The 16,337-nt window shown below is 37.8% G+C and carries 14 protein-coding genes; 4 read left to right on the top strand and 10 right to left on the bottom strand.

Annotated elements, in window-relative coordinates:
* The first annotated feature begins 103 nt into the window (after positions 1-103).
* The 4 genes from IGJ24_RS10280 (at position 104) to IGJ24_RS10295 (ending at position 5,789) form a co-directional block, all read left to right on the top strand.
* The gene (locus IGJ24_RS10280) at positions 104-2,050 is read left to right on the top strand and encodes an ABC-F family ATP-binding cassette domain-containing protein (protein WP_002381483.1); all 1,947 of its coding nucleotides are present in this window, start codon (positions 104-106) and stop codon (positions 2,048-2,050) included.
* Positions 2,051-2,064: 14 nt separating this feature from the next.
* Positions 2,065-2,697, top strand: a complete 633-nt coding sequence (locus tag IGJ24_RS10285) for a GntR family transcriptional regulator (protein WP_085444096.1) — start codon at positions 2,065-2,067, stop codon at positions 2,695-2,697.
* A gap of 199 nt (positions 2,698-2,896) precedes the next feature.
* Positions 2,897-4,087, top strand: a complete 1,191-nt coding sequence (locus tag IGJ24_RS10290) for a quaternary amine ABC transporter ATP-binding protein (RefSeq protein ID WP_289865628.1) — start codon at positions 2,897-2,899, stop codon at positions 4,085-4,087.
* On the top strand, positions 4,080-5,789 hold the full coding sequence (locus IGJ24_RS10295) for an ABC transporter permease/substrate binding protein (RefSeq protein ID WP_002356521.1): 1,710 nt from the start codon (positions 4,080-4,082) through the stop codon (positions 5,787-5,789). Before IGJ24_RS10290 ends, IGJ24_RS10295 begins: the two co-directional genes overlap by 8 nt.
* Positions 5,790-6,072: 283 nt before the next feature.
* On the opposite strand, the gene IGJ24_RS10300 is transcribed toward IGJ24_RS10295, so the two are convergent.
* From IGJ24_RS10300 to IGJ24_RS10345, 10 genes are all read right to left on the bottom strand, one after another.
* Positions 6,073-6,807, bottom strand: coding sequence for a YcjF family protein (locus IGJ24_RS10300; protein ID WP_002384134.1), 735 nt, complete (start codon positions 6,805-6,807; stop codon positions 6,073-6,075).
* Positions 6,808-6,926: 119 nt separating this feature from the next.
* Positions 6,927-7,829, bottom strand: a complete 903-nt coding sequence (locus tag IGJ24_RS10305) for a diacylglycerol/lipid kinase family protein (RefSeq protein ID WP_289865627.1) — start codon at positions 7,827-7,829, stop codon at positions 6,927-6,929.
* Positions 7,830-7,951: 122 nt separating this feature from the next.
* Complete coding sequence (locus IGJ24_RS10310; protein WP_174097356.1) at positions 7,952-8,965, bottom strand: CdaR family transcriptional regulator; 1,014 nt, start codon at positions 8,963-8,965, stop codon at positions 7,952-7,954.
* A gap of 141 nt (positions 8,966-9,106) precedes the next feature.
* Complete coding sequence (locus IGJ24_RS10315; protein ID WP_289865626.1) at positions 9,107-10,255, bottom strand: glycerate kinase; 1,149 nt, start codon at positions 10,253-10,255, stop codon at positions 9,107-9,109.
* A 21-nt stretch (positions 10,256-10,276) separates the two neighbouring features.
* On the bottom strand, positions 10,277-11,569 hold the full coding sequence (locus IGJ24_RS10320; RefSeq protein WP_438775402.1) for a GntP family permease: 1,293 nt from the start codon (positions 11,567-11,569) through the stop codon (positions 10,277-10,279).
* A gap of 109 nt (positions 11,570-11,678) precedes the next feature.
* Positions 11,679-12,362: a TVP38/TMEM64 family protein gene (locus IGJ24_RS10325; protein ID WP_289865625.1), complete on the bottom strand. Its 684-nt coding sequence runs from the start codon at positions 12,360-12,362 to the stop codon at positions 11,679-11,681.
* Between the two features lie 148 nt (positions 12,363-12,510).
* Entirely contained in the window at positions 12,511-13,584 is a 1,074-nt protein-coding gene (locus IGJ24_RS10330; protein ID WP_002359578.1) for an ABC transporter substrate-binding protein, read from the bottom strand.
* A complete protein-coding gene (locus IGJ24_RS10335) occupies positions 13,581-14,417 on the bottom strand; it encodes an ABC transporter permease (protein WP_002356512.1) in 837 nt (278 codons plus the stop codon). Before IGJ24_RS10335 ends, IGJ24_RS10330 begins: the two co-directional genes overlap by 4 nt.
* Positions 14,417-15,223, bottom strand: a complete 807-nt coding sequence (locus IGJ24_RS10340; protein WP_002356510.1) for an ABC transporter permease — start codon at positions 15,221-15,223, stop codon at positions 14,417-14,419. Before IGJ24_RS10340 ends, IGJ24_RS10335 begins: the two co-directional genes overlap by 1 nt.
* Before the next feature lie 18 nt (positions 15,224-15,241).
* The gene (locus IGJ24_RS10345; protein WP_002356508.1) at positions 15,242-16,327 is read right to left on the bottom strand and encodes an ABC transporter ATP-binding protein; all 1,086 of its coding nucleotides are present in this window, start codon (positions 16,325-16,327) and stop codon (positions 15,242-15,244) included.
* Positions 16,328-16,337 lie beyond the last annotated feature (10 nt).

The raw sequence follows: 16,337 nt of genomic DNA on the forward strand, positions 1-16,337 counted from the left end.
GTGATAAAAGGTATAAACCTTCACAAAGCATTTTTTGATACGTGCTATTTTAGCAGATTTTATGCTACACTAAGGGCAATGAATTTAGAAATGAGGACTACTGATGATTTTATTACAAGCAAATCAAGTTGCCCGGCATTTTGGCTCGGAAACATTGTTTGAAAACATACATTTAGAAATTGCAACAAAAAGTCGGATTGCCTTAGTTGGTCGTAATGGTGCTGGAAAATCGACTTTTTTAAAAATCATTGCAGGCATTGATGCTCCCGATAGCGGAACCATTGCCAAAAATAAAACTGCTACGTTAGGTTATTTAGCTCAAAATACCGGCTTAGAATCAGATAAAACCGTTTGGGAAGAAATGACAAAAGCCTTTGCTGACATCCTAGAAATGGAACAGCGTATGCGAGAATTAGAAACCAAAATTAGTGAAATGGAGCCAACCACTTCCGTTTATGAAGGAATTTTAAAAGAGTACGATCAATTGCAACATACGTTTTCTGAAAAAAATGGCTACGGCTATGAAAATGAAATTCGCTCAGTCCTTCACGGCTTTGGCTTTGATGAATCCTTTTACACGAAAGATATTCAAACCTTATCTGGTGGTCAAAAAACCCGGCTTGCATTAGCGAGAATGCTTTTACAAAAACCAGATATTTTAATTCTGGACGAGCCTACAAACCACTTAGATATCGAGACGCTTTCTTGGCTGGAATCTTATTTGCCAAGCTATGCCGGCGCCCTATTGATTGTTTCCCACGATCGTTATTTTTTAGATAAGGTAGTTAATGAAGTTTATGAACTGAGTCGCAAAAAAATGACTCACTACAAAGGAAACTATTCCAAATACTTAGAGTTAAAAGCAGAACAATTAGCCAGTGAATGGAAAGCGTATGAAAAGCAACAAGAAGAAATCAATAAGTTAGAAGATTTCGTTGCCAAAAATCTGGTTCGTGCATCTACAACAAAACGTGCACAAAGTCGCCGAAAAGTATTAGAAAAAATGGACCGTTTAGACCGACCTCAAGGAGATGAAAAATCGGCGCATTTTCTTTTCGATAGTGAAAAAGTCTCGGGAAATGTTGTTTTACAAGTCGAAGATGCCGCCATTGGTTACGACCCAGAACATATTTTATCCGAACCTATTCACTTGGATATTCGTCGCAAAGAAGCCATTGCCTTAGTCGGACCGAACGGAATTGGTAAATCCACTCTCTTGAAATCAATTATTGACCGCATTCCTTTCATTAAAGGAAGTAAAACTTTTGGCACCAATGTTTCTGTAGGTTACTATGACCAAGAGCAAGCCAATTTACATGGCAATAAAACGGTCTTAGCGGAATTATGGGATGAACACCCAACCACACCTGAAAAAGAGATTCGAAGTATTTTAGGCGGCTTTCTCTTCAGTGGAGATGATGTTGAAAAAACGATTCCTTTATTAAGCGGTGGCGAAAAAGCCCGTGTGGCATTAGCAAAATTAGCGATGGATCGTGACAATTTCTTGATTCTCGATGAGCCAACCAACCACTTGGATATCGATAATAAAGAAGTTTTAGAAAATGCGCTGATTGATTATGAAGGAACCATCCTCTTCGTTTCCCATGACCGTTACTTTATCAATCGAATTGCAACAAAAGTTGTTGAGCTTTCTGAAAAAGGCAGCAAACTTTATTTAGGCGACTATGATTATTATTTGGAAAAGAAACAAGAGGAAGAAGAAATCGCTGCCCTCTTAGCTAATGAAGAAGCGGCGAAAAAACCCGAACCAGTTACAGCCAAAAATACCTTTTATCAAAACAAGGAGCAACAAAAATTACTTCGTACTTTGCAGAGAAAAATAACACAAGTCGAAGAAAATCTTGCTCAGTTAGATACGACAATTGCACAATTAGAAGCACAAATGAGTCAACCAGACATTCTAGAAAATCATGTTGAATTGCTGGCTTTAAACCAACAATTAGATGACGCTCGTCAGCAACAAGATGAACTACTTGAGCAATGGGAAAATTTCAGTTTAGAATTAGAAGAAATGGAAAATAACAATTAACGGAGGGATTCACTATGGCTTCCAAAAAAATCAGTTTAACGAAGCCCAAATATCAACAAATCGCCGTTGATGTTGCGGAAAAAATTGCAGAAGGCAAATTACATGTCGGAGATAAAATCCATGCCCGTTCCACCCTAGCTAACCAATACCAAGTGTCGCCAGAAACAGCCCGCAAAGCCATTATCGTTTTAGTTGATTTAGAAATCGTTAAAGCCAAACACGGTAGCGGCTTCTATGTGGCATCAAAAGAAAAAGCGCAGGACTTTGTGACACAATATCAAGACGTTCAAACGATTGCTGAAATTAAAGAAGAATTGCTAGATAGCGTAGCGAAACAAAAAGAAGAACTTACTCATTTTTCTAGCATTCTAGATACTCTTGTTGAACAAACAAAGCGTTTTGATTCTTTCAATCCAATGAATCCTTATTCATTAGTTTTAACAGAAGACGCTGCTTATCTTGAGGCGACGATTAGCGAAATGAATTTTTGGCAAAACACTTCGGCAACGATTATCGCCATCAAACACAAAGAAGAACTTCTGGTCTCACCTGGTCCATATGCAAAGATTTCGTTGAACGACACACTTTATTTTGTTGGACATGATGAATCAACCTTACAACGTGTCCAAAATTTCTTTTATCCTTAAACAAAAAAGTGACTACTTATCTTGCGGTAAATAGTCACTTTTTTTATTTATTATTTCTATTTTTCATAAAAAACCACTATAAAACCTAGTTAAAATACTGTTTTTCTTCATTTTCAGAAAGATTTTCATCTAATTTGACAAAGTGACAACTTTATAGTAGTCTGATGTAGTCACTTTTTTATTGAGGAGGAACAATGATTTGCCAAAAGTAAAAGTAAATCACCTTACCAAAATCTTTGGTAAGAAAACCAAACCGGCACTTGAAATGATTCGTGCCAACAAAAGCAAAACAGAAATTTTAGAAAAAACGGGTGCCACAGTCGGTGTTTATGATGTAAATTTCGAAGTTGAAGAAGGCGAAATTTTCGTTATTATGGGGTTATCAGGAAGTGGGAAATCAACATTAATTCGTTTATTAAATCGTTTGATTGAACCAACTTCAGGAAATATTTATATTGATGGACAAGATATTTCTTCTTTAGATAAAGAAGGATTACGTGAAGTACGTCGAAATAAAATGAGCATGGTTTTCCAAAACTTTGGTCTTTTCCCCCATCGAACTATCTTAGAAAATACGGAATATGGTTTAGAAATTCGTGGTGTTCCTAAAGAAGAACGCCAAGCAAAAGCTGAAAAAGCCTTAGAAAATTCTAGCTTAATTGCTTTTAAAGACCAATTACCAAGTCAATTATCTGGTGGGATGCAACAACGTGTCGGCCTTGCTCGTGCCTTGGCTAACGATCCGGAAATTTTATTAATGGACGAAGCATTCTCTGCTCTTGATCCGTTAATTCGTCGTGAAATGCAAGACGAATTATTAGATTTACAAGAAAATGTCAAAAAAACCATTATCTTCATCACACATGATTTGAATGAAGCTTTACGAATCGGCGACCGGATTGCCTTGATGAAAGATGGTCAAATTATGCAAATTGGGACTGGAGAAGAAATTTTAACCAACCCAGCCAACGAATATGTGCGAACCTTCGTGGAAGATGTGGATCGTTCAAAAGTCTTAACTGCCCAAAATATTATGGTACCTGCTTTAACTACTAACATTGAAATTGATGGCCCAACTGTTGCTTTAAAACGGATGCGTCAAGAAGAAGTGAGTATGTTACTTGCCGTGGATAAAAAACGCCAACTAAAAGGCGTTGTACGCGCAGAAAAAGCTTTAGAAGCGCGTAAAAACGGGACTTCTCTTGTAGAATGTGTGGATTCAGAAATTCAAACAATCGACAAAGATATGTTAGTGAATGATATTTTCCCACTGATTTATGATGCACAAACACCTCTTGCCGTGACTGATAACGGCAAACTATTAGGCGTGGTCATCCGTGGTAGCGTACTTGAAGCACTTGCAGAAACAGAGGTGAACGAACATGAATAAGTATCAATTACCTGTCGCATCTTGGGTTGAAAGTTTTACTGATTGGTTAACTTCAACATTTGCTGGATTATTCAGCTTTTTACAAACAATTGGTCAAAGTGTAATGGACAACATTACTGCATTACTAACAGCCGTACCACCACTTGTGCTGATTGTGCTATTAACGATTGCTGCTTTCTTTATTTCTAATAAAAAAATCGGCTTAAGTTTATTCACGTTTATCGGCTTAATGTTTATCTATAATCAAAACTTATGGAACGATTTAATGAGTACCGTTACGTTAGTTTTACTTTCTAGTGTTATTTCCATTATCATTGGTGTGCCACTAGGGATTTTAATGGCGAAAAGTGAAAAAGCCAAGAGTATTATTACACCGATTTTGGACTTCATGCAAACAATGCCTGGTTTCGTTTACTTGATTCCAGCCGTTGCATTCTTCGGAATTGGTATGGTTCCTGGGGTCTTCGCCTCTGTTATCTTCGCTTTACCACCAACCGTTCGCTTTACGAACTTAGGAATTCGACAAGTGCCAAATGAACTTGTTGAAGCAGCTGATTCTTACGGTAGTACTGGCTGGCAAAAATTATTCAAACTAGAATTACCTTTAGCCAAAAACACGATTATGGCTGGTGTTAACCAAACAACCATGCTAGCCCTATCAATGGTAGTTATTGCTTCAATGATTGGTGCGCCTGGATTAGGACGTGGCGTCCTTTCCGCTTTACAACGTGCACAAGTCGGGAACGGTTTCGTAAATGGTGTGGCTTTAGTTATTTTAGCGATTATCATTGACCGTTTTACTCAACATTTAAATAATAAAAAAGCAGCCCCTAAAGCAGCTGGTGCCACCTCTAAAAAGAAAAAATACGGGATTATTGCAGCGGTTGTTGTAATTGTCGCTGGCTTAGTTGGTGCTTCAATTTTTACAACAACAAATGATAAGCAAATTTCCCTTTCTTATGTGGAATGGGATACCGAAGTAGCCTCCACACATGTGGTTGCCGAAGTCTTAAAAGATATGGGGTATGATGTTAAAACGACTCCTTTAGATAACGCAATTATGTGGGAATCTGTAGCTAAAGGTGAAACAGATGCCATGGTTGGTGCGTGGCTGCCAGGAACTCACGCAGAGCAATATAAACAATATAAAGATAAATTAGACGACCTTGGTGAAAACCTTAAAGGTGCGAAGCTAGGAATTGTCGTCCCTTCTTATATGGATGTTGATTCTATCGAAGATTTATCTGATCAAGCTGGGAAAAAGATTACTGGAATTGAACCTGGGGCTGGTGTTGTTGCAGCAGCAGAGAAAACTAAAGAAGCTTATCCTAATTTGAAAGATTGGTCTGTTGAAACTTCTTCATCAGGTGCCATGACTGTCGCCTTAGGACAAGCAATTAAAAACAACGAAGACATCGTTATTACTGGCTGGTCTCCTCACTGGATGTTTGCAAAATATGATTTAAAATATTTAGCCGATCCAAAAGGCACTATGGGCGGCGAAGAAGCGATTCACACAATGGCTCGCCAAGGCCTAAAAGAAGATCAACCAGAAGCTTACAAAGTGTTAGATAATTTCCATTGGACAACTAAGGATATGGAATCTGTCATGTTAGAAATTAACGAAGGCAAAGACCCACAAGAAGCTGCACGCGATTGGGTTGATTCACATAAAGACCAAGTAGCAGAATGGAAAAAATAATTCTTAACAAATGACTTCCCCATCTATTAAAAGAGGACGTTGAACAAATTGTTCAACGCCCTCTTTTTTCGCCAAAAAAACCACTCAGTTGGGTAGACTGAGTGGAAAGGAGTTATTTTTACTTGAGGAGTAAAAATGAAAAGTGTTTATGTTGGGTGTTTTGTTGGTATGCTTATATATTAACGAGAACCTGTGAATAATTTGTGACGAAAACCTTGGAAATTTGCTACGAATTACTTAAAAAATTTTAAATGTGTCTCACCCTAGTTAATCGATACAGCGATTATTTCTTTTTAGCATTTTGGATGGCTTTAAATAATGTTGAAAATTGTCCTTTGAAAGACATCACATCATCAAAGATATCAACACCATCATTTAACATTTTGACAGTAACCCAGCCAAGCGCTTCCGTAATTGCTACCGCAACTGAAGCATTGACCATGCCACCAGTCACAGTTCCGACAACAGGAATCACTTTTAGAATATTCCCGACTGCACTCTTACCTAAACTAACCACTACTAATTCTTTGGTTAAACTTTTCCCTAAGCTTTCAGACCAAGACTGACCAAAAATTTTATGCAGCCGTGACATCATAGTTAATTGAACAGGTACCAGTAAAAAAGCATCTGAAAATGGAATTGGCGAAAACCCAATAATTGCTGCTGACAATGCAGCAAAATGAATCGTTTGATGACTTTTCTTTTTCACGTCAGGTGAAACACCAGCCAAAAATTCATCAAATACTTTGTCGAGTTGTGTTTGACTGTTCGTCACTAATTGTTCTGCTTTACCTTTAGAAGTTGCGAAAGCATTCATTATGGCCGTAGACGTTTTTTGTGGAAATTTTTTCAAGACATCTTGAAAAAAAGAACGAAATTCTGGGTCTTCGATTTCTTCATTCAATTGCTTAGTTTCTTGTTCTGCTAATTCTTGTTTTTCAATCTCTTCAAAAAGTTCTTGTTTCTTTTTGTTTTTATGTTTTTTTCTTCTCATCTCATTAACTCCTTTATCTATCAATATGTAGAAACAAAGTATAGCATAGCCCCTGATTGATTCTCTTTTAGATGATTTGAAAAGCCAGAACTTATCTGTTTTTTAAACAAATAGAAATGTTCTAGCTTTTCTCAAAAAATCAGCTATTTTGTTTGTTCTTCACCGCAATACACCGTCAAGTGTTTAGGCAAAATCTTCAGCGTAATTGGCAAAGCAGCTCCTTCATCACCATCCACATTAGTGGTTAATTCTTCTTGGTTTTCTAAGGAGATTGTTCCTTCTTTAAAGGTTAGGTAAACTAAATTATCAGTGGACTGGTCGACGCCTTTTAACAAATCTGGGACTGCTTTTACTGCATCCCACAATGATTGATCTTTTAAATAAACTAAATGAAGTTTGCCATCATCCACTTGGGCCTCTGGTAATAATGTTTCAAACCCACCGATTGAATTCGTTAAGCCAACTAAAACGGTACTACTTTCAACAGTTTGCTCTTTTTGATCCAAGCTTAAATGAAAGGGATACGTTTGAGCATTCGCCAAATGTTTGGCACCTGAAATAAAATAAGCAAGTTTTCCTAACTTCGTTTTTTGTTCAACATCCACGTCGTTAATTGACTCTGGAATCGTCCCAATCGCAACGACATTCATAAAGTAGTCGTCATTGATTTTCCCCACATCTAAAGCACTGGTTTTTTCTAAATTTAATTGTTGAATCGCTTCTTCGGGGTCCATCGGTAAATTCAAGGCTCGCGCTAAATCGTTCACCGTTCCTAAAGGAAAAAAGCCAAATTTTGGGCGGTAAGCTTGTTCTGCCAACCCACTAATTCCTTCATTAACGGTTCCATCTCCCCCCATTACGAAAACACTGTCGAAGTGACTTTCCGCAGCTTCACGGGCAAATTGTTCTGCATCGCCGCCTTTTTCTGTTTGTTTCACTACAACTTCATCAAATAACTGCTTTAATTTTTCTTCTGCTAACGTTTCAAATTCTTTGGCTTTTTCACCACCAGAACTGGGGTTAACAATTAAAACTGCTTTTTTCACTGGCATCACTCCTCATTGATAACTAAATCGTTTGATTCCTTACAATTATTATAAAAGATATTTTTGATTCTGGCGAAAAATATGCTGACACTTGCTTAACAAACAAGCATTCCTGCTCCTCACTACTTTTCAAAACGTTCTTTAAAGCAATAGGCAAAATAATAGAACAATTTCCAAAAATCTTGCCAAACTTTTGGATCCATCCCCGTCAATTCATGAATTCGTTTCAAACGGTAATTCAATGTATTTCGATGGATATGTAATACTTGTGAGGTTTCATTGATGTTTAAGTTATGATTGGCGAAAAAAATAACGGTTTCATAGTATTCATCATAAATCGTCTGGATGGTTTCAAAAAAATCCAATTCAATATGAAAAGGAAAATTAAAAATTCCTTGAATGAAAAAATCTTCTGCTTGGTAAAACTTAGCCTTTTCTAATTGGAGAAACGATAGAAGTAAATACGTGTTTTGTGCCTCTTGGACCATTTGTTGAATCGTGGCTTTTTCCGAACTTATCACAAGGTATTCTGTTACTGGCTTTGTTATCTGAGGTGGTTCAGAAGTAATCACCAGATAACAATTTTCCCATTCAAATATTTCATGGCCAGGATAATAACTGGATAATAAGTGCTTGTCCTTAGTCAGTACACAATGATTCTGGTCATCTAATTGAAGGTTATATAGTTCCAACGCTTCAAATTTTAAGGCTTCTGAGTAAGCAGAATCAACATGCATTAAGTGCTGGATAAACTGATTTTTTTGTTTTTTCTTTTTTTCGCGTTCTTGTTGTGTATTTAATTCTTCTGTCAGTAAAAGAACAATCGAGCGCACAAGCTTGGTAAATTTGCGCACCTCGTCTGGTTCTCCTGAAATGCCTACGACACCTAGAATGTGATCATTCAAAATAATCGGTTCATTGGTGCCTTTTTTCTCTAAAGAAGTATCTTTATAAATTTCAATATTTTTCCGTTCATTGATGGCTCTTTCTGCGCCACGATGGCGCTCCCCAATTCGAGCAGAATCTCCACTCGCAATAATTTTTCCTCGTTCATCCATAATATTGATGTTATAAGGAATATCTGCCATTAACTTTTCAACAATTTTATTTGCCTGGATTTTGTCTAATTTTAACATTGCTATCGCCAACTTTCTAAAAAGCGAGTAGCGTTTGGGACATAAGCCGCAATGACTTATGTCCCAAACGCTTAATTCTTCAGATCAACGACTGAACATTTTTATTTCAGCTTTCATTACTGATGATACCATGGTTAGTTCTTAGTCACAAGGCACCAGCTGTAATGTACGAGCAATATTTTCAACGGTTCTTTCTAAGTTAACTGGTCCATTTTTCAATGCTGCTTCCAATGGTTCAGCTTTGGCCAAAATTCCAAAAATAGCCGTCATCCCTTCTTCATAGAGGACATCCACATCTTTGCCGATATAGCCAGCACAAGCGAAAACCGGTTTTTGATACTTCTTGGCCAAACGCGAGACGCCATAAGGGGCTTTGCCGAATTTTGTTTGAAAATCCATACCGCCTTCACCAGTAAAGACATAATCAGCAGCTTTTATTTTTTCTTCTAATTGATTCACTTCTACGACAATATCAATCCCTGGGCGTAACTGAGCTTTTGTGAATGCTAGTAACCCTGCACCCAAACCACCAGCAGCTCCTGCGCCTGGCATCATCTCAACATCAATGCCGACCTCTTTTTTGATGATCGCTGCATAATGGGCTAAGTTTTTATCTAATTGAGCCACCATTTCTTCTGTCGCACCTTTTTGCGGGCCAAAGACATGAGACGCCCCTGTTGGCCCTGTTAGTGGGTTATTCACATCACTTGCTACTAGAACTTCGGTAGCAAAAATACGTTGATCAAACTGTGTTAAATCGATCTGCGCCAGTTTATCTAATGCACCACCGCCACGTGTCAATTCTTGCCCTTCCTTGTTTAACAAACGCGCACCAAGTGCCTGAATCATACCTGCACCCCCATCATTTGTCACGCTACCGCCAATGCCGATAATGATTTTTTTTGCCCCATGATTGAGCGCATGTTGAATCATCTCTCCTGTACCATAAGTAGAAGTGATCAAGGGATTACGTTCTGCTGCTTTGACCAATTCAATTCCGTTGGCTTTCGCCATTTCAATGACCACCGTTTCTTGGTCACCTAATAAGCCGTAATAGGTTTCAACGATTTGATCAGGAAGCGGTCCTGCCACACGCACTGGTACTCTTGTGCCTCCTGTTGCATCCACTAAGGAATCCACCGTTCCTTCCCCGCCGTCTGCCATCGGGACATGTTGAATGTCTGCATCTTTAAATACAGCTAAAATCCCTTTTTCCATTGCCAGACAGGCTTCTTTTGCACTCATACTTTCTTTAAATGAGTCTGGAGCCAAAACAAATTTTTTCGTCATCTTTTCGCGCCTACTTTCCAACTAGTTTAAAATAAAGCCATATAAAATGGTTGCAACAATCGTCATTACCCCACCGACACACATTTCATAAGGAATCACTCGAATTCTTTCTTTAATCGTCATATTCATACTTTGTGCCGTAATATGGAAATAATTGCCTTGAGGAACACTATCAATCACAGTTGCCCCAGTATGCACCATGACTGCTGCTGAAAGTGAAGATGTGCCCATATCTAAAATCGCTGGTCCAAAAGAACCTGTCGCTAAAATAACCGCTGTGGATGTTGAACCAACTGCTAAGCCCATTAAAATACCAGAAATCGGTGCCAAGAAGGTTCCAGAAATTCCCATAACAGAAATTAAGTGGACAATTTGTATTGATAAATCAGAAACAGAAATTAATCCAGCAATTGCACCTGCACCAATTAAAATTAAAACGGTATCGGTTACTCTCTTCAAGCCAGAAGATGCATAAAAGGCCAGTTGTTTTGTTTGCCCAATCGCAATTGTCCCAACAACTGAAGCGAACGGCAAAATATACAGAGCATCAATATTCAAACTTTTGATGAAAGAAATATTTAAAACGGCGCCAATCGGATTAAGTAATAATAAGACAATCGCTAACACTGGCGCGATTAACGCCTTTTTCAAAGGTAATAATTCTTTTGTTTGTTCCTCCACAAGATCCGTTTCTTTGACCATTGATCCTTTACTTCTCATGATATTTGCAAGAACAACAGCTGTAATTAAGCCAAATACGGCTGGAATAAAGCCAGCAATCATAACGTCACTTAGAGGTAAATCAAAGCCGTTCGCCGCTGCAATAGTATTTGGATTAGGCGAAATAATATTGCCCGCTTTGCCGCCACCTGATAAGGCAATCAATAATGATAACTTACTGATACCCGTACTTTTCCCAACAGATAGAGCAATCGGGGCAACAATCAACACTGCAACAGGAATGAATACGCCCACAGCTGTAATTACCATTGTAGATAATGCCAAAGATAAAATAGCTTTTTTCTCGCCAAGCTTTTGTACAATGGCGTTGGCAATTGATTCTGCCGCACCTGATTCCATCATCACACCCGCCAACATGCCGGCTGCTAAGACACGGATTGCGGTTCCCATAATACTTTGTGTTCCGTTTAATAGAACAGCGACTGTATCTGACAGGGAAGCGCCTCCAATAAGACAACCAACAATTGCACCAAAAAACAAGGAATACACAGGATTAAATTTTTTCAAAATTAATACTATCGCTACAACTAATCCTAAAATTGCAGCAACCCAAGATATTGTAATATCTGGCATTCAAAATCAGCTCCTTAAATTGTTTACGCTTTCATTCTATCAAAGTCCTTTCTTTTTAAAATTGTAAATTTAACAGGATTTATTGTTCAAATGCACAAAAAAACCGTTCTTAAAGAACAGTTTTTTGAAATCTTTTTCTATCTTTCTCAATAATGACCACCAATCCAACGAACAAAAGAACACTCACAATTAACAATACTGCCGTTTTATTATATCCATGAAAGAGCGCTTCGCCTCCACATGCGTAAAGTATTGAGGAAGGAATTACACCAATGAATATAGCGGCTATTAAATTTTTTAATGGCAACTGCATAGTATCTGCAGCAAAATTAATCACAGAAGAAGGAATAATTGGAATCATGTAGCCCACCATAATCCCAATTTTTGGATGCTTCATCCGTCGAATGGACTGGACCCAATGATTGGTATCCGTTTTTCTATCTAAAAATTTTATATGATGCATCAAAAAGATTGCAACTAAATTTCCCATACTATTCCCTAAAACGTTAATGAGTGTGCCGCTGAAGGGACCAAAACTCAATCCTGCAATCACACCCATTACCGAGGTTGGAATCCCTGGTACTGCACACATGATCGCGGTCAAAAAAACTAACAACAGCGCTGCTGAAAAACCATGTGAACGAATTCGCTCTAATAATTGTGTCTTACTGGCTCTAGGATTCAAAAATAATTGAATATCTGTTTGATATTCTAGATACAAACGGTAGCCCACCAGCAGGATTAAAATAAGCCCGCTACTGATTAGTAGTATTCGGATTGTTTTCCTCTTCATTTTCTTTGCTCCTTTTATGCTTTATACAAAGTGTAGCACAGGTTTCTTCGTGCCTCAATTAGAAGCTTGTATGAATAAAAGCCGCCCCTAAAAGTTAGACTAAAAATCTAGCTTTTAGGGGCGATTCGAAAGTTACGAAGGTACTTTTTTATTTCCGATACATCTTAAACTCCAAGAACAGATCGTTATAAATTCCTAAGTATTCTTGACCTAAATCTTGGTAAACTTCTAAATGTTTGATGGTTTCATCATCTGGATAAAATTGTTTATCTTCAGCAACTTCTTTTGGTAATAGTTTTTTAGCTTCTTTATTTGGTGTGGAATAACCAATATATTCTGCGTTTTGTGCTGCATTTTCTGGTCGTAACATAAAGTTCATAAATGCATAGGCGCCGTCTTTATTTTTGGCTGTCTTAGGCATCACAATGTTATCAAACCAGAGATTAGAGCCTTCACTGGGAATCACATAATGTAGATGTTCATTGTTTTCTAGCATTTCAGCAGCTTCACCAGAGAAAGTTACAGCAACTGCACTTTCTTCATTAGCCATGTACATTTTGATTTCATCGGCAACAATTGCTTTGACATTGTTCGTTAATCGGTTTAACTTATCGGTAGCCTGACGTAATTGTTGGTCGTTTTTACTGTTTAACGAATAGCCTAAACTGTTCAAAGATAATCCTAACACTTCGCGAGCGCCATCAATCAGCATGACATTATTTTTTAATTCCGGGCGCCATAAATCATCCCAATGTTGGATCTGACGGCCGTCAATAAATTTATCATTATAAATAATCCCCAACGTGCCCCAGAAGTATGGAACGGAAAACTTATTTTTGGGATCAAAGGATTGATCTAAAAAGCGTGCATCAATGTTTTCTAAGCCTTTTAATTTGCTGTGATCAAGTGGTAAAAGCATCTTCGCTTTCATCATTTTTTGAATCATATATTCAGAAGGAATGGCAATATCATAGGCTGTACCACCTTGCTGAATTTTTGTATACATGGCTTCATTAGAATCAAAGGTTTCGTAATTGACTTTATAGCCTGTTTCTTTTTCAAATTTCTTAATCAAGGCCGGATCTATATAGTCCCCCCAATTGTAAATGGTTAAGGTATCTGCTCCTGCCATGCCACTTGCTTTCTCCAATTGGCGCACGCCAAAAAACAAGATGACAATAATAGCGATAATTCCAATAAAAAGTGACTGTAATTTTTTCATTTTAACTTGGCCACCTCACTTTGTTCCCGACGCATTTTCTTTAAACGTTTTGGCGTATTGTCTTTACTGATAAAGTAATAACCGACAACTAGAATCATTGAGAATAGGAATACTAACGCACTTAAGGCATTGATTTCTAAACTAATTCCCTGACGTGCTCGTGAATAAATTTCAACAGATAATGTAGAAAAACCATTGCCTGTCACAAAGAATGTTACGGCAAAATCGTCCAACGAATAAGTAAAGGCCATAAAGTAGCCAGCAATAATTCCAGGCGCTAAAAAAGGCAAAATAATATTTTTAATCACTTGAACATTATTGGCCCCTAAATCCCGTGCCGCATCTACCATGGAATCGTTCATCTCTTGTAGTTTTGGTAAAACCATTAAAACAACAATTGGAATACTAAAGGCAATATGCGACAATAATACACTTGTAAAACCTAAACTGATAAACCCTACTGCCGTGAAGAAAATTAAGAAACTGGCTCCAATAATAACATCTGGTGAAACGAGTAAAATGTTATTAAAGCTAAGCAACGTGTTCCGGTTTTTACGACGTTTTGTATAATAAATCCCCATCGCACCAAATGTTCCAATGATGGTTGCTATTAAAGCCGATAAGAAAGCTAGCAAAAACGTATTCAGAACAATGGTTAACAAGCGTGTGTCTTCGAAAACGTTCCGATAATTATCTAACGTAAAACCAGTAAACTGATTCATCGTTTGCGTGTCGTTAAACGAATAAAAAATCAAATAAAAGATTGGTGCGTACAGTAGCGCAAAGACAACGAATAAATACACATAAGACCATTTAAACTTTTTCTTTTGCATTATTTGCCACGCCCTTTCTTCTTCTCACCCGTCAGCAACATCACAATAAACATGGCAACAATTAAAATCACACCTATTGTTGAACCCATGCCCCAGTTTTGCGTTACTAAGAAGTGTTCCTCAATCGCCGTTCCCAACGTAATCACCCGATTGCCGCCAATTAAACGCGTTAACATAAAGAGCGAGAGCGAAGGAATAAAGACAGCTTGAACGCCACTTTTCACACCGTTTAGGGAGAGAGGAAAAATGACACGGCGGAACGTTTCCGCACTGCTAGCTCCTAAGTCCCGACTAGCACTAATCAATGAAGGATTCATCTCTTCTAAGGCATTAAAAATCGGCATAATCATAAATGGAATTTCAATATACGTTGCGACAAATAAAAAACTGAAATCTGTAAACAGAATTTGGTGCGTGCCCAAACCCATAAAACTCATAAACTGATTGATACTCCCATGAATACTGAAAATCCCAATAAAGGCATAAGCTTTTAATAATAAATTCACCCACGTTGGTAAAATAACGAGCATTAACCACAACTGTTTATGCTTGAGCTTTGTCAAAAAATAAGCCGTAGGATAACTTACCAATAACGTAAAAATGGTAATCAGAAAAGCATACCAAACCGAATTAATGGTCATACTTAAATACGTTCCTGATGTAAAATACGTTTGGTAATTCGCCAAAGTAAACTGTCCATTCATATCGAAAAATGATTGATAAATAATCATTAGCACTGGCGCAATGACGAATAAAAGTAACCACATTACATAGGGAATCGAATAAATTCGACGCATTGTTTTCATTTTATTTTCCCCTTTCGTTTACTCGTCGTAACTTTCTAAACGGGCATCAAAGTCTTCTTCTGATTCATTGAAGCGCATCACGTGAATATCTTCTGGCTCAAAAGAGAGCCCTACTTGAGCGCCTTCTTTGGCTTTTCGAGTGGAATGCACCATCCATTCGTTTCCTTGTTCATCAAAACAAATAATTTCATAATGAACGCCGCGGAATAACTGCGTGTCCACCGTTACGGTTAGCTTGCCTTTTTCAAGCGTGGTAATCGTTAAGTCTTCTGGACGTAAAACGACTTCTACAGGTTCATTTTTCCGCATGCCGCCATCGACACATTCAAACTTTTTGCCCACAAATGAAACTAAATTATCTTCCAGCATCACACCGTCCACAATATTACTTTCCCCCACAAAGTCAGCAACAAAGTGATTAATCGGTTCATCATAAATATCAACTGGTGTGCCACTTTGCACGATATGACCTTTATTCATGACAAAAATTTCATCACTCATCGCTAATGCTTCTTCTTGATCATGGGTTACAAAAATAAAAGTAATTCCTAAACGTTGTTGTAAATCACGTAGTTCATATTGCATCGCTGTGCGTAATTTCAAATCTAAAGCGGATAACGGCTCATCTAAAAGCAATACTTTTGGCTCATTGACAATCGCTCGTGCAATTGCGACCCGCTGACGCTGGCCCCCAGACATTTCACTAATTTCACGTGTTTCGTAGCCCGGTAATTGAACCAAACGTAATGCCTCTTTCACTTTTTTTTCAATTTCTGCTTTGGATAGTTTTTTGATTTTTAAACCAAACGCAACATTATCAAAAACATTCATGTGAGGAAACAAAGCATAATCCTGAAACACGGTATTGACTTGGCGTTTATTGGCAGGTACATCATTTATTCTTTTACCATCAAAATAAACATCGCCAGAAGTCACGTCATTGAATCCCGCAATAATACGCAAAATCGTTGTTTTGCCACATCCTGAAGGTCCTAATAAGGTATAAAATTTTCCTTCTTCAATTTCAAAGCTGACATTTTTTAATACTGGTTCATCGTCAAATTGTTTGACAACATTTTCAAATGAAATCACATGGTTTCTCACTGGATAAACT

Source organism: Enterococcus sp. DIV0546 (genome assembly GCF_051712785.1).
Taxonomy (GTDB): domain Bacteria; phylum Bacillota; class Bacilli; order Lactobacillales; family Enterococcaceae; genus Enterococcus; species Enterococcus faecalis.